Origin of the sequence: Coprococcus comes ATCC 27758, assembly GCF_025149785.1 — a bacterium.
In the GTDB taxonomy this organism is placed as follows: domain Bacteria; phylum Bacillota; class Clostridia; order Lachnospirales; family Lachnospiraceae; genus Allocoprococcus; species Allocoprococcus comes.
In genome coordinates this window covers 3,222,117-3,239,404 of record NZ_CP102277.1, presented here as the reverse complement: position 1 = coordinate 3,239,404, position 17,288 = coordinate 3,222,117, and the positions used below count along the sequence as shown (strand labels likewise).

The window sequence follows — 17,288 nt, the reverse complement described above, 5'->3', positions numbered from 1 at the left end:
AGGGATAAAAAACCGGAAAGGAATATCCAATAAAATCAGTAGGATATTCCTTGCATATTTTTTACAGGTGTTATATAGTGAAAAATGCGGATAAATGCGTAAAAGCCGGCAAAGAAAAGGGGAATCCGGGAAATGGAAAAGGTAAAAACTTTCTTGGCAGATATATCTGATCTGCTTAATGAGAAAAATTATCAAAAAATTTATGAAAAAGTTCCGGCGTTCCGACAGGAAAAAGCAGACCGGCTGAAGCACAGGGAGGATCAGGCTCAAAGCGTGGGTGCATGGTATCTTTGGATGAAGATACAGGAGAGACACAAAATACCGCAAGATGCAGGGCAGTCCTTTAATTTATCACATTCTGGGAAATATGTTCTGTGCAGCGCAGGCGTATCCGGAGAGAGGGTAGGCTGCGACATCGAATACATGCGGAAATATCATGAAAGGCTGGCAGAAAAATATTTTTGTTCTTCTGAATATGAGAGAATCCGGAATGCAGATGAAGCAGAGCGGACGGAAATGTTTTACCGCTACTGGGTTTTAAAAGAAAGCTTTTTAAAAGCGACGCGCAAAGGTCTTGTGATGGGATTGAATACCAGCGAGATCCAGATTCCGAAGCAGGGAGATCCGTTTTTTTTAAGGCAGCCGGAAGAGATCCGGGAAGCTTATTATTTAAAAGAATATCAGACAGATGGAGCAAGGATTGCGGTGTGCTCAACGAATCCGAATTTTGACGAAAATATTTTGGATATGACAGATATTTACAAAAGAGAAATGATTGTGGAACTTAAAGATTGAAAATAAGCCAATGAAACAAGAAGTGGATTGGTTAAGAGTTTACAGGTATTTTATGAGAGAAGAAGGAGAAGAAGATGCTTACACAATTTTCGAGAACAGAACTGCTTCTTGGCAAAGAGGCGATGGATAAACTGAAGAATTCAAGAGTTGCCGTATTTGGAATCGGCGGAGTCGGCGGTTATGTATGTGAGGCACTGGTACGAAGCGGAATCGGGGCATTTGACCTGATCGATGATGACAAGGTATGTCTTACCAACTTAAACCGTCAGATCATTGCAACTAGAAAGACGGTAGGGAAATACAAAGTAGATGTTATGAAGGAGAGAATGCTGGAAATCAATCCGGACGTGAATGTGCGGATCCACAAATGCTTCTTCCTTCCGGAAAATGCAGATGAATTTCCGTTTGATGAGTATGATTATGTAGTTGATGCAGTTGATACGGTGACTGCAAAGATTGAGCTTGTCATGAAATCGCAGGCAATGAATGTGCCGATCATCAGCAGTATGGGAGCCGGAAACAAGCTGGATGCAAGTGCATTTAAAGTGGCTGATATCTATAAGACACAGATGTGTCCGCTTGCAAAAGTTATGCGCCGGGAGTTAAAGAAGCGTCATGTTAAGAAGTTGAAAGTTGTTTATTCAGAAGAGAAACCGACCAGACCAATCGAGGACATGGCAATCAGCTGCAGAAACCATTGTATCTGTCCGCCAGGAGCAGAGCATAAATGTACGGAGAGAAGAGATATTCCGGGAAGTGTGGCATTTGTGCCATCTGTAGTCGGACTGATTATCGCAGGGGAAGTAGTGAAGGATCTCTGTGCAAAATAAAATCGCGGGCGCCCCTGCGGGGCGCATATCAAAACCAGGCATTTGCTGTCAGAACTTGCAGCAAATGCCTGGTTTTTTTGTTTCATTTTTTTTCACAGATTTTCCGGAAAATCGATTATTTTATAAAGTTCTACCATCCGGTTCCAAGAGTCTATCTGTCAGAGTCTGGATTCACAGGTAGAAAGTGGAACTATGATTTCCGTAAAAGATGAGGCTGGAAAGGTGATCACAGAGATCAAAACCGAGGTAACTCTGGAGAGTAATTATACAGAGCTTTAAACTTAAAAAATTCTAAACTTGTCGGAAAAGACTGTTTTCTCATGAAGAAATATGTTAAAGTAAGGCTGAAATATGCGTAAAAAGGAACAAACATTAACGAGATGTCGTTTAAGGAAGGAAGAACCATAGACATATGATGAGAGAAGACAGGAAAAGAGCGGAGCAGCGCCAGAAAAAAATAGCGAGGCGCAAGCGGGAAGTACAAAGGATGAAAAGAAAGCTATATAAAGCAGGCATTCTTGCAGCAGCAGGAATTATCGTGTTGGCTGTGATCCTGATGCTTTGTGGAAGTGGAAATGCAAAGAAATCTGCAAAAAAGACATCCTCTGCCAAGACAAAGACAGAGACAGAAACAAAGACACCAGAAGAGATAGAAGCTGAGAAAGTCCAGGAGGTGCTGGATTCTGACCAGTATAAAGACCAGCTGGGCGAATTATATAAGAAAAACCCGGAGACGAAGGAAATCATTCTGAACAGAGAAAAGTATTCCGATGATCTGCTGACATGGCTGTTTGATCATCAGGAAGCACTGCAGTGGGTGATTGATTATCCGGAACAGTCAGCACGATCAGAGGAAGAACTCAGTGCGCAGGGACTTCAGGCGGTAGATTTGAAAGATTACAGAATCCAGAACCATATTCCGGTATATTTCCAGTGGAGCGAAGTATGGGGATATGCATCTTATGGTTCCGAGAATATCGGAATGGGTGGATGCGGACCGACCAGCCTTTCCATGGTGGCGACAGGACTTACAGGCAATACTTCATTTACACCGAAGTATGTGGCAGATATGAGTGTCAATATGGGATATTATGTAGATGAAGTCGGAACAGACTGGACGCTTATGACTGCAGGAGCTTCAGAACTTGGAATAAATTCTGCACAGCTTACAAACTGGTCAGAAGACACTCTCAAATCCGAGCTTTCGGCAGGACATCCGATCATCTGCAGTATGGGACCGGGTGATTTTACAAACCAGGGACATTTTATCGTCCTTTCCGGGTTGACAGAGGAGGGCAAGGTACTGATCAATGATCCGAACAGTAAGATCAACAGCCGTAAGAAATGGGATCTGAATACAATTATAAATCAGATGAATGCAGCGTGGTCATTCTGGGTATAAAAATTTGGAAAAAGTGCAGGAGAATTGGACAAATTCCCTTGCGCTTTTCTTTTATTTATGATATAAATAGATATTGTCGAGAGACAAAATGGGTGGATTCCCGAGTGGCCAAAGGGGACAGACTGTAAATCTGCTGCAATTTGCTTCGGTGGTTCGAATCCACCTCCGCCCATTGATGCGAGGTTGAAAAGACAGTGCAGAGCGCGTATGCTTTTCGCAAAAACCGTATGAGCATCTCTTGCCGCAGTGGCGGAACTGGCAGACGCCCGGGACTTAAAATCCCGTGGGTAGTGATACCCGTACCGGTTCGATTCCGGTCTGCGGCATTAGTTAAAAATGGGAGAAACGTTGAATTTACAGCGTTTCTCTTATTTTTTTGTTTTAAAATGTTTGAACACCTTTGAACACTTTATGATGAAATACCAAGATTCTGAAAAGCAAGCCTGTCATTCTTCCTCTTATTGACATTCCGCAAGTAATGCAATGTTGTAGCTGTCTCACTATGTCCCATTAAATAACTAAGGGTTGTAAGATTATTTCCGTCAAAAGCTGTTGAAGCATTGTAAAAGCGGATTTTATGACTGGAATGATAAGGAACACCGGCTTCTTTGCAATATTTCTTCAAACGGCGATTAAAGCTGTCTGTTGTCATAATCTCGCCGTTGGGTTCAAAGACATATATTCCATTTGGATTTAATTCCTTTGCTTTGTGAAGAATTTTAAGTGCTTCGTCTGTAAGGAACTGTTTACGGAATCCATTTCAAAGACTGGACGCAAATTTAATCTGTAAACTATGCAACTATTTTGAATGTGAAATTGGTGAGTTAATTCGATATGTAAAAGAATAAAGTGATAAAAGGGTATGCGAAAATAAAAAATATTCGCATACCTTTTTAATTGAATATTTTATAAAATGGAATTATACTGTGTATAACATGAAACAGACAAATCGGTATTTGGGGAGAATAATGAATGGCAACATGGAGTGGTATAAGAAAAAAGTTGGAAACGGAATATCTGGCTCAAAGTCTGCAAGGTCATATTCAGTATTATGTAACATCATATAGTAAGAGTCCCGACCATGAGGGACGGGCGGCAATAAGATATGATGGAAAAGAAATCATCAAAGGATGCTATTGGAACAATTGGTCGAAAGCAGGCATGTTTCCCCAAGACGAAAAATATGAGAAACGCATAAAAGTAGAAAATGCGTATATGGACGATGTAGCTATAAAATTGGGAATTTTTGACCAACGCTGTTTTTATAATGCATTTGCAGAGTTTGATAATCAAGATATTGAAACAAGCCTTAAAAGTGAAAATTTAATCGTAAAAATATTTGCTGTATTGGATAGACGAGTTGGTAAACGGAGATTAAAAATTATGAAAGAAACAATAATGGACGAACCAGATACATTCCAAGAGTTTTATGCAATTCGGGTAAAAGCAGAAGGACTGTTATAAATTCCAGTTTATCTAATCAATCCTCCGAAACCCTTGTATTTTCAAGGAAAATCGGCATTTTAATACTCGTTCCTTATGTATTTTCCCTTGTTTTTGCCCTTATGAGCCGAAACAAGGGAAACTTTTTGTTTAGGTTTCCCCGACCACCTTATCAAGCAGTCTTGCGGAAGTTCGTTTCGCTTCCCTCTTAGAGTGAGCGTAAATGTTCATTGTGGTACTTACGTCAGCGTGTCCGAGCAGTTCCTGCACATCCTTTGGTGCTGCACCGTTGGAGAGCAGATTGCTGGTGAATGTGTGTCTCAGCATATGAAAATGGAAATCTTCAAACCCTTCCAGTTTCTTTTTTGCCGACCTTGTCATAACACCAACCGTACTCGGTGACTCGTATGCTCCGTCAGGTCTCAGGCAGACAAAGGATATTTCCTTGTATCCGTCAGGTACTTCCTCCGTTCTTGGCAGGCTGTAGACTTCATAGTAAGTACGGCCTTTTTCTTTTACCTCTTTGTAGTAATTGAGGTGATAGAGTTCGCCATACTTGAAGCGGTTCTTGTGCTGTTCCGTCTTTGCCTTTCTGAGAATATCTGCCAGAGTGTCGCAGAAGTCCACGGTGCGGACTTTCTTGCGTTTGGTAGCACCTATCTCTGTCTTGTGCCTTTGCCCGTTGTATCGCATACTGCGTCGCACTGTGAGGTACTGTCCGTCAAGGTTGATATCCTGCCAAGTCAGAGCACACGCTTCTCCGATACGAAGTCCTGTGTAATAGGCTATCTGCATCGGGAGCAATGCAGGATTGTCTTTCTTTTTCAGAAAGTCCTCCAACATTAAAAACTGATGATGGTCAATGGTAGGTGCATTGTCAACTTCGCCGTCCTCGTCTGCAAACAGTTCGTATTCCTCTTTCTTTCCCCTCCATACCACATACTGCATAGGGTTAAAGGAAATCAGTTTCTTCGGGAATACCGCAAATCGGAATGCTCCCTGCAATACTGCTGAGAATAACCTCAGATACCCTTTGCTGAGTGCCTTTGCTGTCGTTCCATCAGGGTTTTGTCCTCCGAAAGTAAGGAAGTCCATAAATGCCTGTAAATGTTCCGCAGTGACCGTTTTCAGCTTTCTGTCGCCGATAGGATATTTCTTTATCCTGTTCACTGTTCCCATATATGCCATTACTGTACCGTTGCTCAGATTGCCGGGTTTCAGTTCTTCCTCCACCCACATATCAAGCAGCATACCCACAATGGTGTTCTCAGGCTTTGCCACGAACTTCTTCGCTTCGTAGTCCTCCATTGCCTTGCGGAGCAGACTCTCTGTTTCAGATTTGCTTTCTGTGCCTGCAAATTCACGCTGTACCATTTTTCCGCTTTCATCTTCTACATAGAAGCGGTAGTACCATTTCTTGCCCTTTTTTCTTACAGATCCTTTTGCCATTGATAAATAGTCTCCTTTCTATCCGTGGCAATCGGAACTGTGACGTATGGTGTGCGTAAAGTAAATAATGTCACATCCGCCGATTGTTCTTAATCGGCTTTTTTCATTGTCAAAGAGCCACGGAATTATTCTTTTTCGGCAAGCCTTGCTTCGGCTTCCGCTACTATCCCGAAAAGGTCACTCATCTTTACAGCGGTGCGTCCTTCATCGTAGATATGTAAAATTCCGTCTAAGAATCGTTTCATATCCTCAATCGGTGCTTCCATTTCTTTATGGTAAACTCGCTCTGTAATCGCTCCCGATTCAATCGCATATCTGCGGAGAGACTGTTTCAGTCCTTCATCTTCTGCCACACGGTCAACCTCTGCCATAGCGTCGGAGAAGTGGTAGCAGAGAACGGAATACAAATCAATCATCTTTCCGAGAAATGTGGTAAGGAGCTGTTGGTGCGGTTCGCCATTCACAACCGTAGACACTATATCAATGTACTTCTTGATATGTTCTTCCAAGTCCTTTTCACAAAGCGTTCTGCTGTCATATTCCTTATCTTCTGAAAGACCTGTGAGCCATTCAGGAGTGGTAAGCAGTGCTTCTGCAAGTCCATTGATAATCATTGTTCTCTTTGGGTCTACGCCGTCTGCTTCGTATCTCTGTATCGTTGACTTGTTCACTCCGATACGCTTGCCGAGTTCCGGCATTGTAAGATTCAATTCTGTTCGACGTTCTTTCACTCGTTCACCAACCTGTTTTGCGGTGAATGTAATTTCTTTTTTCAAGGTTTTCACCTCCTGACGAATACAAGTATAGCATATCAAAACCTATTTTGCAACTACTTTCTCGATAAAAGTTAAAAAACAATCTTAATGGGTTGTAAAATAAGTTGACAAGAAATAGCAAAATAAGTATAATGATAATCGCAGGGTTGCAAAATGAGTATTTTGAAAGGAGGGATGTATAATGACAGCAATTAAAATGGGTTTAACTATCGAGGAAGCAGCAGAATGTACAGGTATCGGTAGGAACACAATGCGAAAACTGGTGGACTGGGGCAAACTGCCTGTTCTGAAAGTCGGACGTAAGACCATTATCCGCAGGGATACACTGGAGCGTTTTATGACGGTCAATCAGGGCAGGAATTTACTAAATCCCAATGATGTACGAAAAGTGGAATGACCGTTCTCCAAAGCCCTCGGCGTTTGAGAGCGAAATACACCCCTCGCACAAATCTGCGATTTGTACTCTGGGTATTTCGCCCCTGCGGGGAGCCTGTATCACAGCTTTGGACACCATCACCTCAGCTATGATACAGAGGAAATTGCACCGCAATTTCCATTGCTGTCCCACCAATCACCGATAGCTGTGACAGCCGCACCCGACAAGTCGGTTGCGTAATGAGTACGGTATTCTCAGCGAAGAAAGGAGCAAAAGCTTGGCAAGACATTCGTTCATTCAGATGTCGAAGCTGCCCAATGTCAAGGGAAGAATCTCATATATCACGAGCCACGCCAAACAGGAAAACCTTTATGCCACCTATCGTACCGCCGACAATACCTTTTGGAACAATCTCGCCAGGGAAAGCCAGCAGGAGTTCCTACGAAGCGGAACAACAGGAAAGGGTATTGAAGCAAGGGAGTTAATCATTGCCCTGCCAGAGATTTACACCACCTTTGACCCGCAGCAGGTGCTTGAAGAATTTACGAACAAATTCAGACAGCAGTACGGAGTGGAATGTGTATCGGCTCTGCATCATAACAAACGCAAGACCAATTACCACATCCACCTCATATTCAGTGAAAGGAAACTGCTTCCCGAACCTGACATCAAGATTGCCACCAGAAGCGTATTTTATGACGAAACAGGAAAAAGGGTACGAACCAAGAAAGAAATCACAGACGAGAACGGTCAAGTCCGAAAAGGCTGTACCGTTATCAAAAAGGGGGAAGTTTACGAAAGCCATTTATTCACAACCAAAGACGAGCGTTTCAAAACAGAAGCGTTCATAGCAGAAGCAAAAGAGGTTTACACGGAGCTTATCAATTCCCACATTTCAGATCCCGAACAGCGATTGAAAGTGTTTGATAAGAACAGCGTGTATCTCCCCACAAAAAAGATAGGTAAGAATAATCCCAAGGCTACCGAAATCGAAGCAGATAACACCGCAAGGCAGGAATGGAACAGAACAGCGGATTTGGCTCTTGTATCGGGCATTGAAGAAGCAAAGATACTGGAAATCAAGCAGACCGAAATCCACGACAAAGCCGGTCAGTCCATCCGTGAAAACGGTTGGCTTCCAAACCTGTTCCGAGGTATCGTAGGCAAGGCAAAGGAATTTCTGCAAGCCATCATCCGTGAAAAGGATATGCCACCCAAGCCAGTCCTCAATATGGATATGGACGAGTTCCGCACAATGCAGACCCTTATGCTAAAGGTACAGAAACAGGCGAAAGCAATCAAGAAGATACAGGAGGTCACACTTCCGAATCTGCGACAGCAGCTTGCAGAAACAACGGGTATCTTCAAGGGCAAGGATCGTAAGGCTCTGGAAAAGCAGATACAGCAGACTGAAACCGAACTTGCTGAAAAACTGGATAAAATCCCCGATATTCTAAAAGATGACGGTTATCCTGATGTACAGGCGTTTATGAAAACTTACCGCAAAGCAGAGGCTATTGTGACACAGTATAACCAAGATCTTGCAGAATGGGAGCAGGCAGTCAAGAACGGACGGAAACCTGCCGAGAAACAGCACAGACCGCCCGAAAGACAAAGTGTGCGTAACAAGCTCAGACAGCTTCAGGAAGAGGGCAAACAGAACGCTCAGCCGAAGCAGAGAAAGAAATCCCAAGACAGGGACAGATAATCACGACATAGGAAATCAACACCGCAGGGCAACCTGCCTTGCGGTCTTACATAGACAAATTTGACTGAAAACCAATGGCAAGAATTATGTTTTGAAATATATCATTTTAAGGATACTTTCTTTTTTGTTCAAAAAGTGATACACTGATACAAGGCAATTCGAAAGGCGGTGAACTCACACAATGAGATTTATTCGAGGTAACTACTCGGTGCAGTTGTAAATCTGGCAACAGATTGTATCGAGCTTATTTTATGATGTTGTCAGTTGGCTGCACCTATAATTGATGTACAAAACAAAAATATTCAAAATAGGAGTAGTTACGATGAAAGAAAAAGAATTGATAGACATTTGGAAAAAAGAAGAAAGTGTTGCACATATCCATGGATGGGATTTTTCTCACATTGAGGGAAGATATACGGAAGAAACGGACTTGCCTTGGAATTATCAACACATCATACTGGATTACTTAAACCCAGAAATGAAACTGCTGGATATAGATACTGGTGGTGGTGAATTCTTGTTATCTCTCCGCCATCCTTATGTAAAGACAAGTGCAACCGAAGCCTATCCCCCAAATATTCAGCTATGCAGAGAAACCTTGCTCCCTCTCGGTATTGATTTTCGTGCAGGTGATGGAAAGGATATGTTGCCATTTGGTGATTATGAATTTGATATTGTCATTAATCGTCACGGTGATTTTAATGCCAAAGAAATACATCGTGTTTTGAAATGTGGAGGAATTTTTATCACTGAACAGGTTGGGGCTGAAAATGACCGTGAATTGGTGGAGCTTCTCTTAGGAAAAACTGAACTTCCATTTCCAGAACAGTATCTTGATATAGTTAAAAAACGTTTTTGTGATGTAGGTTTTGACATTTTGGATGCACAGGAATGCTTCAGACCAATCAAATTTTTTGATATAGGTGCACTTGTTTGGTTTGCGCATATTATAGAGTGGGAATTTCCTAATTTCTCTGTAGATAATTGCAAGAACAGATTACTGTATGCACAACAAATTTTAGAGCAAAACGGTTGTATTGAAGGAAAAATTCATCGATTTTTATTGGTATTGCGCAAAGCGAAATAAAAATTGACTATAAAAAAACCAAGGGCGAAGATGTGTAGAAGCATCTTCGCCCTCGTATCGTTAATCCTATGAAAAAATTATTTCATTATTCACAATTTCTCTTGCATAAGCTTGTATGTTATTCATCAATCCTATCCATTCCATAGGCTGTTCTGCTTTTAACTGTTCTGTCACACCCTGCTTTTGAACCATTTCCTCAATCAATCTGTGGAACATTTGCTCCGCCTGTTGGTTAATATCTGCAAGATAGCGGTTAAGTGTCCCATCAATCAGCATCGTGGTGTAAACAATGTGCCTATGCTCTTTCAGATACTGCTTGTGGCGTTGTCCCCATAAGCCGATAGGCTGTGTTTCTTCTTCGGCAAGTATCAGACAAGGGATATAATAATCACCCTGCAATTCATACCACAAACCGTTGCTTTTATCAAAAATGTACTTGTCCATATAATAAATCCTCCAGTATAATATATTCGCACATACGTCGCAGTTCTCCGATTGCCACATTCTGTTATATCTTGTTATCAGATTTTCTTGCCCTTGTGTTTGCCCTTATCAGCTTCCAAGGGAAGAATAAAACAGTGTGAAATCGTATAATAAGTTAAGGTGAGCATTTTGCTATAAACCCTTAATTTTCAAGGCTTTTGGAGGATTTTATTAAAACCCTGTGAGGGTTAATAACCACTTATAAAATTGTGGTTTTCAAATTCAAGTTTATCGAATTAAGAAAAACGGAATTTAAGGAGGTGCTTATAAATGAAATTAGTAGATTTAGCAACAGGTTCTGATTGGATAGTGTGGATTGTCTTTGTGATATTTGCTGTATTTTCTATTATTTTACTTTCTGGACACGGGAGTTGGTTTATTTCCGGATATAATACGGCTTCAAAAGAAGAAAAGGAAAAATATGATGAAAAGAAGTTATGCAGAACAATGGGAATTGGAATGTCTATTATAGCAATTCTTGCATTGACAATGGGCTTGCTTGAAAATATTTTGCCTGCATTTTTTGTATATATTGCATTGGGGATTATTTTGGTTGATGTCGTAGTAATTATCATTTTAGGAAATACACTATGCAGAAAGTAACAACTTTTTAGTTTGTATGCGACAAACGTTTGAACACTTTTTGAACACCGCAACCGTGATGAAGTCTTCAAAGCCCCTTTCTATCAGTATTTGAGATTAAGTAAAACGGTTCGATTCCGGTCTGCGGCAGTGTTTGAAAAGCAGGAGAAACGTTGAATTTACAGCATTTCTCCTGCTTTTTGTTTAACCGGGATTCTGTTAAATACGCAATTTGCAGGCGTAGAGGCAGAAAAGTAGATACAGAAAGGAATGGAGGCATAAAAATGGGAGCATATCAACTGAAAAATGAAGAACTTACACTGACTGTTATTTCAGCAGGTGCAGAAATGAAATCGCTAAAAGACAATAAGACAGAGCAGGAATATCTGTGGCAGGCAGATCCAAAGTTCTGGGGAAGAACATCACCGGTTCTTTTCCCAATCGTAGGAAATTATGTGCAGAAGCAGTCGGTATACGAAGGAAAAACATATACGCTGTCACAGCATGGTTTTGCAAGAGACATGGAATTTGATCTGGAGAGCCAGACAGAAGAAGAGATTTGGTTTGTACTGAAAGATACAGAAAGTACTTTGGAAAAATATCCATTTCATTTTATTCTGAAAGTAGGATACAGACTCTCCGGACGTCAGGTGGAAGTAATGTGGAAAGTAGAAAATCCAAATGATAAGAAGATGTATTTTTCGATCGGAGGGCATCCGGCATTTAACTGTCCTTTGAAAGAAGGAGAAAAGCAGGAGGATTGTCAGTTGATATTTGATACAGAAGGACCGCTCACGAGCAGCATCCTGAATGAAGAAGGTGCACTTTGTCCACGGACAAAAATCTTAAATCTTTTCGGAAAATGTCTGAAGCTTGAGGAACATTTATTTGATGAGGATGCACTTATTATTGAAAATCATCAGGCACAGAGGATCGGTCTTGCGGATGCAGATGGAAAGGTTTATCTGGAAGTAGAATTTGATGCACCGCTTTTTGGAATCTGGTCTCCGGCAAAAAAACACGCACCTTTCGTATGCATTGAGCCATGGTATGGAAGAAGTGACAGAGAAGATTTTGACCATATTCTGGAAAACAGGGAGTGGGGGAATGAACTGAAACCGGGCGATATTTTTGAAAAGGATTATAAGATTCTGGTAAAATAGCGCAGAGGGTTGCGTTTCATGGCTCAGACTGATACAATGAAAAAAATACATGGAATATTAAAGGAAGAGGAGAACGTAAGATGAACTTTTTGGAAGAACGTATTGTCAAAGATGGAATCGTGAAAGAGGGAAATGTTCTTAAGGTGGACAGTTTTCTGAATCATCAGATGGATATTGAATTATTTGACCAGATCGGAGCGGAATTCAAGAAGAGATTTGCAGATAAGAATATCAACAAGATCCTGACAATCGAAGCTTCTGGTATCGGGATTGCCTGTATTGTAGCCAAGCATTTTCATGTGCCGGTTGTATTTGCAAAAAAGACACAGAGCATCAATCTGGAAGGGGAGATGTATGTAGCAGAAGTCGAATCATTTACCCATAAATGCAAGAACCAGGTAATTGTAGCAAAGAAATTTCTTTCAGAGGAAGATCATGTGCTCATTATTGATGATTTCCTTGCGAATGGATGTGCGCTGCAGGGGCTGATTCAGCTGGTTACAGAGGCAGGTGCAACGGTAGAGGGAATTGGAATTGTGATCGAAAAAGGATTCCAGTCCGGCGGAAGAATCATCCGCAACCTTGGATATCCGCTGGAATCACTTGCGATTGTAGAAGCTATGGACAGTGAGACGGGTGAGATCACTTTCAGAGAGCAGTAAAAAGTGCAAAAAGACGCATATGCCTGAACAAAAATTTTGTCGGGAATATGCGTCTTTTGCGTATATGATGAACTAAGTGCAGATTTGTATTTTCACAGGGATCTGCACTTTTTGATATACAAAAAGAGAGTGATATTTGTTTTAGCTGGCCCACGAGCGGTTATAGAAAAACATGGAAAGTGAAGAGCCAAAGATAACAATATATCCAATCACGCTGAGCAGGTTTAGTCGTTTTGCTCCATCCATTCATTTAAAAGCCTGCAATAGCGGTCGGTATCTTCAACGAAGCATACATGACGGCAGTCATCAAAAAGTTCCCAGCGTGAATTCGGGATACTGTCATACATGGTCTTTGCAACCAGTGGAGTGCACAGATCGTTGGTTCCGTTGATGATAAGTGCCGGTTCTTTGATATTTTTCAGTTTGTCACGGTACTCATAGTTGCTGAGATTTCCGATTGGCGTGTATTCATTTGGTCCCCACGCGGTGATATAAGAGTCTGTTCCAATTTTTTTTGGACGGCGCAGGCATTCAGGATCGGTGTCTTTTGGTACGCCGGCGGCATGAAGAAGCATAAAGCGTTCATTGGCTGCGAGATATGCCGGATCGTCAAAATTGCCGGTTGCTTCAGCTTTGGCAATGGCGTCCTGATCTTCCTGGGACATGAATTTGATCATACGGTGTTGTTCATGGGCCCATAATTTGGAAGATGGGTGGGTGCTGGAAAGAATAACGGATTTGATCCCTTCTGGTTTGTGATCGCATAAGTATTCGATTGAGAGCATTCCGCCCCAGGACTGTCCGAGAAGATGAAGTTCATTAAGTCCGAGATATTTTCTGAGTTCGATCAGTTCATTCATCCATGTTTTAGAACACCAGAGTTCTGAATGTCCTTCTACATAAGAATTACCGCAGCCGAGCTGGTCGTAGGAAATAATTGCACGACCTTCATCAGCAAGCCGGTCAAGTACTTCAAAGTAGTTATGTGTAGAACCAGGTCCTCCGTGAAGCAGAATGAGTGGTTTTTTATTGCCGGAGCATTCGCCTGCAATACGGTAGTAGGTTTTGTATCCAAGATAAGGCATGTAGCCTTCTGTAATTTTCATATTTAATCCCTCCTATCAGTATACTGAGTCTCTTCATTATAACATCAGAATGAAGTAAGGGAAAGAAAAAGTGGAAAAATAAAAAAAATAAAAAAATTGTTGACAAACAGTTGAATGATGAATATAATAATAAGAGTCATGCGGGTGTAGTTCAATGGTAGAACACCAGCCTTCCAAGCTGGATACGTGGGTTCGATTCCCATCACCCGCTTTTGTTATGTTTTAAATCAGGAGCCCGGTCGCCAAAGTGGTGACCGGGCTCCTGATTTATAGAGAAAAATTTAGTCATTTTTGACTGGTACGTTAAAATGTCGGCTCGATTATAAGGGTGAACGAAATGTTTACCAGTGTCGTAAATTTTTTGGTACTTACCTTGATTTTTCATCTCCACCATGCTATACTAACACCCGTTACAAAACCCCTAAAAACAAGGTCTTACAAGGGTTTCGCCGATTTCCGGCGTAAGGTCATATACTTACAGTATATGCCTTCCGCGGCATTCGTCAGATGTCCATGCAAGCATGGCCGCCAGACTCATTGCTGCGCGAAAATGAATCGAGTGTTCGTGACCTTCCACTCGTAAAACAAAACTTCTTTTATAATAAGTTTATAGAGTGTTATCTACGTTTACAGAGCCTTGAAAACAGCGTGTTTTCAGGCTTTTTCTGTTTATCATTGTTTATTATCGTTTATGCAGTTTTGGACAAATTTTGGACAAAAAAGAAGAGGGGCGAACCCCTCTAAAATACATTTGCTATCTTCTGCATTTCGTCTGCTTTAGTGTCTGGCAAAACATGACTGTATAAATCCATTGTCATCGCTAAAGAACTGTGTCCCAAAATGGTTTTAAGTACCTGCGGTGGCATTCCGGCTTCAATTGCTCTTGTTGCAAAAGTATGTCGGAATACATGACTTGTGATCCGTGGGAAATCATATCCGTCACTTTTTATTCTCTTTATGATTCTGTCAATTTCACCTTGGATCCGTTCCCGGCTGATTGGATCGCCGTTTTCATTACAAAATAAATACTGATCCATTCTTACAACCTTAAATCCCCAATATTTCCGCTGAGCTTCTATATGTTCCGTAATGGCAGCAGTCAACGGAATGTCTCTGGTAGAAGTTCTTGTCTTTGGTGTATCCTCAAAATATCCTTTTCCCTCGATGTATTTTAAAGTTCTACGAACATGAATTACATTTTGTTTCTTATCTATGTCAGAATATTTAAGACCTTGCATTTCACCTTTTCGCATACCAGTCCGAAGCATTACAGAAAAAAAGTGGTATAAATAGCTTTCTTCTGCATATTTCATAAATAAATCCTGTTGCTCTTTTGTCATAGCTGTTCGCTCTTTCTTCGTTCCTGTTTGGCGGGGCAATTCAGCCAATTTAACAGGATTTCTTTCTATTAAGCCATTCTTCATAGCTTGTTGAAGACAGCCGTTTAAAATTGCTGATACGATCTTAATACTTGAAATAGCATACCCTTCTTTTACCATATCATTATATAATTTCTGAATGTGTTCCCCTCGGATCTCCGATAACTCTTTATTTCCTAACCGATTGTTTATTGTGCTTTTATAATACTTTTCATAGCTGGTATATGTTCCGATTTTTACACGATTTTTCTTATATTCTTCCAACCAAGTTTCATACCATTCCATCAATGTAATTTTTTCTTTTTTAACGTACAAACCATGTTCCAGTTTATATTTAAGATCGGTCATTTCTTTTTGGGTTTTGGTAATAGTGGAAGCCTGAACGGTATAAGAAACACCTTTATACATAAAACGTCCTTCAAATGTATTTCCACGTTGTCGGATGCCTTTCGGAAGTTTTCGTCCTCTCTTATCTATTGCCATATTAACTCCTTTCTGAACGTAAAATTCAAATATTGCAATGAGTCAATATGACAGGTATAATCATATTGACTCTATACAGTGTGTGTATTGGGTTATTTCTGTTTTGCCCCGTGGTGTTGCCGCACTGTGGGGCATTTATTTTCCCTTTGTGATGAAATTTTTCGCTATATATGGCTATATGTCAGGTTTTTACTGGTTATTTACTTATTTTCCCCACTTCTAAACAATTCCTATATACCGAAAAATCAAAGGTTTTCAAAGGTTCTTCTATGCTCTGTCGGTCTTTTCTGCCGGAATATAGCCGGTGATATCCTCTGTATCGATCAGCTCAATTACATCCGCTATATTCTTCTCAAATGATGACATATAAGTTTGTACAATGTTTGCCCCCTGCCAGATTCCCTCCCGATTTTTCAGCATGTTCCAGGCATCATCAACACCTTTACCTGTTTCACAGGTTGCCTCATCAATTTTATGTAATACATAATTGATCTGCTCAAACTGAAGAATAAGTCCTGATAGAATCTCTATAGCATTTGTCTGCCGGTCTTGCATTTTGATAACCATTTCTACTGCTGCCTCTGGATTTAGTGTCTGCTGTTTTTTATTCATGTTTCTTTTCCCTCTCTTTCTGTTCTTCTAAGTACATTCTTTTTACAAATCCATACACCATAGCAAGGTGGTTGGGATTCTGTATCTTTTCAAGCATTTGTATCAGATCTTTCTTTTTATCCATTTTTTCACGCTCTCTTTCTATGATTCCACTTATATAGGCTTTAGATGTCTAACCGCAATCTATATTAAATTCTCCGCAAAACGATGCACTATTTTTAATAGCCTTAAAGCGTCGCAATTATCAGCAAGCCATTTGATTCTGTCTTTGTACCATTCAATTTCTTCCTGTTCTTGCTCTTTTTTCATACTGTTTGACCTCCCTATATGTCAGATTTCTTTAACAAAACTTAACAGTTTTTCACTGATTAGATTTTCCATTTTTCTTTAAATGCTTTTATCATAGAGCATAAAAAACTGATAAACCGTTCATTGTTGCACTCATTAACCATCTGCATGATTTCTTTCTTCTTTGCTTCCATTTCCTCACCATCCTTTATCCAACCGCCTGAACCTGTGATCTGCCAAAGAAACTTGCATTGTAACTTGCGCCATCTCCTTTGGAACCCCAGATCAGTGAACAGCCAAACAGTGCTTTAGATCCGTGTATTACCTCATATCCGAGCTTTTTCCATCCAACCCAAGTATTTGTATCCTCGGTCACGTCTGCTGCCTCTTTGCTTCGTTTAATACGCTCTGCATTGATTTCCTCTGCTTTAGCAGATAACCATGCTCTGTGAAGTGCCTCTGCAAAGCTGATACTGTACCGGCGGTAATTTTTCCATGCATTCAACATGATTTTCTTCAGATCATACTTCATAACCTCTGTACTCCTTTCTCAAGGCTTACAACAGTCCCGGCAGGTCTTAAAGCTATCTAAGGTATCTTGACCATCTCATTATCCCCTTACCCTTGTCCGGCGTTATACTGGTGTCTCCGGTACGCTTTTGCC

The 17,288-nt window shown here is 40.9% G+C and carries 21 protein-coding genes and 3 tRNA genes; 14 read left to right on the top strand and 10 right to left on the bottom strand.

Annotated features, from left to right (window positions below; genetic code table 11):
- Nucleotides 1–132: 132 nt before the first annotated feature.
- From NQ556_RS15800 to NQ556_RS15780, 5 genes are all read left to right on the top strand, one after another.
- On the top strand, nt 133–795 hold the full coding sequence (locus NQ556_RS15800; RefSeq protein ID WP_008371089.1) for a 4'-phosphopantetheinyl transferase family protein: 663 nt from the start codon (nt 133–135) through the stop codon (nt 793–795).
- 74 nt (nt 796–869) lie between these two features.
- Complete coding sequence (locus tag NQ556_RS15795; protein ID WP_008371088.1) at nt 870–1,625, top strand: tRNA threonylcarbamoyladenosine dehydratase; 756 nt, start codon at nt 870–872, stop codon at nt 1,623–1,625.
- Nucleotides 1,626–2,112: 487 nt separating this feature from the next.
- Nucleotides 2,113–3,027, top strand: a complete 915-nt coding sequence (locus NQ556_RS15790) for a C39 family peptidase (RefSeq protein ID WP_167531620.1) — start codon at nt 2,113–2,115, stop codon at nt 3,025–3,027.
- Between the two features lie 90 nt (nt 3,028–3,117).
- A tRNA-Tyr gene (locus NQ556_RS15785) sits at nt 3,118–3,199 on the top strand.
- Between the two features lie 68 nt (nt 3,200–3,267).
- Nucleotides 3,268–3,353 (top strand) — tRNA-Leu (locus NQ556_RS15780).
- Between the two features lie 83 nt (nt 3,354–3,436).
- Here the strand turns inward: NQ556_RS15780 and NQ556_RS15775 are convergent.
- The gene (locus NQ556_RS15775) at nt 3,437–3,745 is read right to left on the bottom strand and encodes a tyrosine-type recombinase/integrase (protein WP_083804889.1); all 309 of its coding nucleotides are present in this window, start codon (nt 3,743–3,745) and stop codon (nt 3,437–3,439) included.
- Here NQ556_RS15775 and NQ556_RS15770 point away from each other — a divergent pair.
- Nucleotides 3,744–3,875 carry a helix-turn-helix domain-containing protein gene (locus tag NQ556_RS15770; protein WP_330383158.1) on the top strand — a complete coding sequence of 44 codons (132 nt, stop codon included), beginning with the start codon at nt 3,744–3,746 and terminating at the stop codon, nt 3,873–3,875. The two genes, NQ556_RS15775 and NQ556_RS15770, sit on opposite strands and share 2 nt — an antisense overlap.
- A 124-nt stretch (nt 3,876–3,999) precedes the next feature.
- Nucleotides 4,000–4,491 (top strand): SF0329 family protein, encoded by a 492-nt coding sequence (locus tag NQ556_RS15765; protein ID WP_005330996.1) that lies wholly within the window; start codon nt 4,000–4,002, stop codon nt 4,489–4,491.
- A 129-nt stretch (nt 4,492–4,620) separates the two neighbouring features.
- Here NQ556_RS15765 and NQ556_RS15760 read toward each other — a convergent pair whose 3' ends face one another.
- Nucleotides 4,621–5,919, bottom strand: a complete 1,299-nt coding sequence (locus tag NQ556_RS15760) for a tyrosine-type recombinase/integrase (protein ID WP_204575736.1) — start codon at nt 5,917–5,919, stop codon at nt 4,621–4,623.
- Nucleotides 5,920–6,044: 125 nt separating this feature from the next.
- The gene (locus tag NQ556_RS15755; protein ID WP_044998824.1) at nt 6,045–6,695 is read right to left on the bottom strand and encodes a helix-turn-helix domain-containing protein; all 651 of its coding nucleotides are present in this window, start codon (nt 6,693–6,695) and stop codon (nt 6,045–6,047) included.
- Nucleotides 6,696–6,876: 181 nt separating this feature from the next.
- Between NQ556_RS15755 and NQ556_RS15750 the strand changes: the two genes are divergently transcribed.
- From NQ556_RS15750 to NQ556_RS15740, 3 genes are all read left to right on the top strand, one after another.
- The gene (locus NQ556_RS15750) at nt 6,877–7,092 is read left to right on the top strand and encodes a helix-turn-helix domain-containing protein (RefSeq protein WP_008371081.1); all 216 of its coding nucleotides are present in this window, start codon (nt 6,877–6,879) and stop codon (nt 7,090–7,092) included.
- A 256-nt stretch (nt 7,093–7,348) separates the two neighbouring features.
- Nucleotides 7,349–8,779 carry a MobA/MobL family protein gene (locus tag NQ556_RS15745; protein ID WP_204575733.1) on the top strand — a complete coding sequence of 477 codons (1,431 nt, stop codon included), beginning with the start codon at nt 7,349–7,351 and terminating at the stop codon, nt 8,777–8,779.
- A 322-nt stretch (nt 8,780–9,101) separates the two neighbouring features.
- A complete protein-coding gene (locus NQ556_RS15740; RefSeq protein WP_173826571.1) occupies nt 9,102–9,866 on the top strand; it encodes a class I SAM-dependent methyltransferase in 765 nt (254 codons plus the stop codon).
- A 66-nt stretch (nt 9,867–9,932) separates the two neighbouring features.
- Here NQ556_RS15740 and NQ556_RS15735 read toward each other — a convergent pair whose 3' ends face one another.
- Nucleotides 9,933–10,310 carry a TnpV protein gene (locus tag NQ556_RS15735; protein ID WP_044998821.1) on the bottom strand — a complete coding sequence of 126 codons (378 nt, stop codon included), beginning with the start codon at nt 10,308–10,310 and terminating at the stop codon, nt 9,933–9,935.
- Between the two features lie 309 nt (nt 10,311–10,619).
- Between NQ556_RS15735 and NQ556_RS15730 the strand changes: the two genes are divergently transcribed.
- From NQ556_RS15730 to NQ556_RS15720, 3 genes are all read left to right on the top strand, one after another.
- Entirely contained in the window at nt 10,620–10,952 is a 333-nt protein-coding gene (locus tag NQ556_RS15730; RefSeq protein ID WP_005330997.1) for a DUF3784 domain-containing protein, read from the top strand.
- Nucleotides 10,953–11,215: 263 nt separating this feature from the next.
- On the top strand, nt 11,216–12,094 hold the full coding sequence (locus tag NQ556_RS15725) for an aldose 1-epimerase family protein (protein ID WP_195368789.1): 879 nt from the start codon (nt 11,216–11,218) through the stop codon (nt 12,092–12,094).
- An 80-nt stretch (nt 12,095–12,174) separates the two neighbouring features.
- On the top strand, nt 12,175–12,756 hold the full coding sequence (locus NQ556_RS15720) for a xanthine phosphoribosyltransferase (RefSeq protein ID WP_022220300.1): 582 nt from the start codon (nt 12,175–12,177) through the stop codon (nt 12,754–12,756).
- A gap of 224 nt (nt 12,757–12,980) precedes the next feature.
- On the opposite strand, the gene pepI is transcribed toward NQ556_RS15720, so the two are convergent.
- A complete protein-coding gene (gene pepI, locus NQ556_RS15715) occupies nt 12,981–13,862 on the bottom strand; it encodes a proline iminopeptidase (protein ID WP_173687245.1) in 882 nt (293 codons plus the stop codon).
- A 140-nt stretch (nt 13,863–14,002) separates the two neighbouring features.
- Here pepI and NQ556_RS15710 point away from each other — a divergent pair.
- Nucleotides 14,003–14,073, top strand: a tRNA-Gly gene (locus tag NQ556_RS15710).
- 529 nt (nt 14,074–14,602) lie between these two features.
- Here the strand turns inward: NQ556_RS15710 and NQ556_RS15705 are convergent.
- The 5 genes from NQ556_RS15705 to NQ556_RS15685 form a co-directional block, all read right to left on the bottom strand.
- On the bottom strand, nt 14,603–15,724 hold the full coding sequence (locus NQ556_RS15705) for a tyrosine-type recombinase/integrase (protein ID WP_008371070.1): 1,122 nt from the start codon (nt 15,722–15,724) through the stop codon (nt 14,603–14,605).
- 267 nt (nt 15,725–15,991) lie between these two features.
- Entirely contained in the window at nt 15,992–16,336 is a 345-nt protein-coding gene (locus NQ556_RS15700) for a hypothetical protein (protein WP_008371069.1), read from the bottom strand.
- Entirely contained in the window at nt 16,329–16,460 is a 132-nt protein-coding gene (locus NQ556_RS15695; RefSeq protein WP_008371068.1) for a hypothetical protein, read from the bottom strand. The genes NQ556_RS15700 and NQ556_RS15695 overlap by 8 nt, the downstream gene beginning before the upstream one ends.
- A gap of 59 nt (nt 16,461–16,519) precedes the next feature.
- Nucleotides 16,520–16,645, bottom strand: coding sequence for a hypothetical protein (locus NQ556_RS15690; RefSeq protein WP_008371067.1), 126 nt, complete (start codon nt 16,643–16,645; stop codon nt 16,520–16,522).
- A 187-nt stretch (nt 16,646–16,832) separates the two neighbouring features.
- On the bottom strand, nt 16,833–17,156 hold the full coding sequence (locus NQ556_RS15685; protein WP_008371066.1) for a hypothetical protein: 324 nt from the start codon (nt 17,154–17,156) through the stop codon (nt 16,833–16,835).
- Nucleotides 17,157–17,288: the final 132 nt, after the last annotated feature.

Excerpts from the sequence above, each read along its gene's own strand:
- NQ556_RS15760 (WP_204575736.1), bottom strand. The coding sequence starts at position 5,919 with ATGGCAAAAGGATCTGTAAGAAAAAAGGGCAAGAAATGGTACTACCGC.
- NQ556_RS15705 (WP_008371070.1), bottom strand. The coding sequence starts at position 15,724 with ATGGCAATAGATAAGAGAGGACGAAAACTTCCGAAAGGCATCCGACAA.
- NQ556_RS15685 (WP_008371066.1), bottom strand. The coding sequence starts at position 17,156 with ATGAAGTATGATCTGAAGAAAATCATGTTGAATGCATGGAAAAATTAC.
- NQ556_RS15800 (WP_008371089.1), top strand. The coding sequence starts at position 133 with ATGGAAAAGGTAAAAACTTTCTTGGCAGATATATCTGATCTGCTTAAT.
- NQ556_RS15765 (WP_005330996.1), top strand. The coding sequence starts at position 4,000 with ATGGCAACATGGAGTGGTATAAGAAAAAAGTTGGAAACGGAATATCTG.
- NQ556_RS15750 (WP_008371081.1), top strand. The coding sequence starts at position 6,877 with ATGACAGCAATTAAAATGGGTTTAACTATCGAGGAAGCAGCAGAATGT.
- NQ556_RS15700 (WP_008371069.1), bottom strand. The coding sequence starts at position 16,336 with ATGAATAAAAAACAGCAGACACTAAATCCAGAGGCAGCAGTAGAAATG.
- NQ556_RS15725 (WP_195368789.1), top strand. The coding sequence starts at position 11,216 with ATGGGAGCATATCAACTGAAAAATGAAGAACTTACACTGACTGTTATT.
- NQ556_RS15730 (WP_005330997.1), top strand. The coding sequence starts at position 10,620 with ATGAAATTAGTAGATTTAGCAACAGGTTCTGATTGGATAGTGTGGATT.
- pepI (WP_173687245.1), bottom strand. The coding sequence starts at position 13,862 with ATGAAAATTACAGAAGGCTACATGCCTTATCTTGGATACAAAACCTAC.
- NQ556_RS15720 (WP_022220300.1), top strand. The coding sequence starts at position 12,175 with ATGAACTTTTTGGAAGAACGTATTGTCAAAGATGGAATCGTGAAAGAG.
- NQ556_RS15795 (WP_008371088.1), top strand. The coding sequence starts at position 870 with ATGCTTACACAATTTTCGAGAACAGAACTGCTTCTTGGCAAAGAGGCG.
- NQ556_RS15790 (WP_167531620.1), top strand. The coding sequence starts at position 2,113 with ATGAAAAGAAAGCTATATAAAGCAGGCATTCTTGCAGCAGCAGGAATT.
- NQ556_RS15690 (WP_008371067.1), bottom strand. The coding sequence starts at position 16,645 with ATGAAAAAAGAGCAAGAACAGGAAGAAATTGAATGGTACAAAGACAGA.
- NQ556_RS15740 (WP_173826571.1), top strand. The coding sequence starts at position 9,102 with ATGAAAGAAAAAGAATTGATAGACATTTGGAAAAAAGAAGAAAGTGTT.
- NQ556_RS15735 (WP_044998821.1), bottom strand. The coding sequence starts at position 10,310 with ATGGACAAGTACATTTTTGATAAAAGCAACGGTTTGTGGTATGAATTG.
- NQ556_RS15695 (WP_008371068.1), bottom strand. The coding sequence starts at position 16,460 with ATGGATAAAAAGAAAGATCTGATACAAATGCTTGAAAAGATACAGAAT.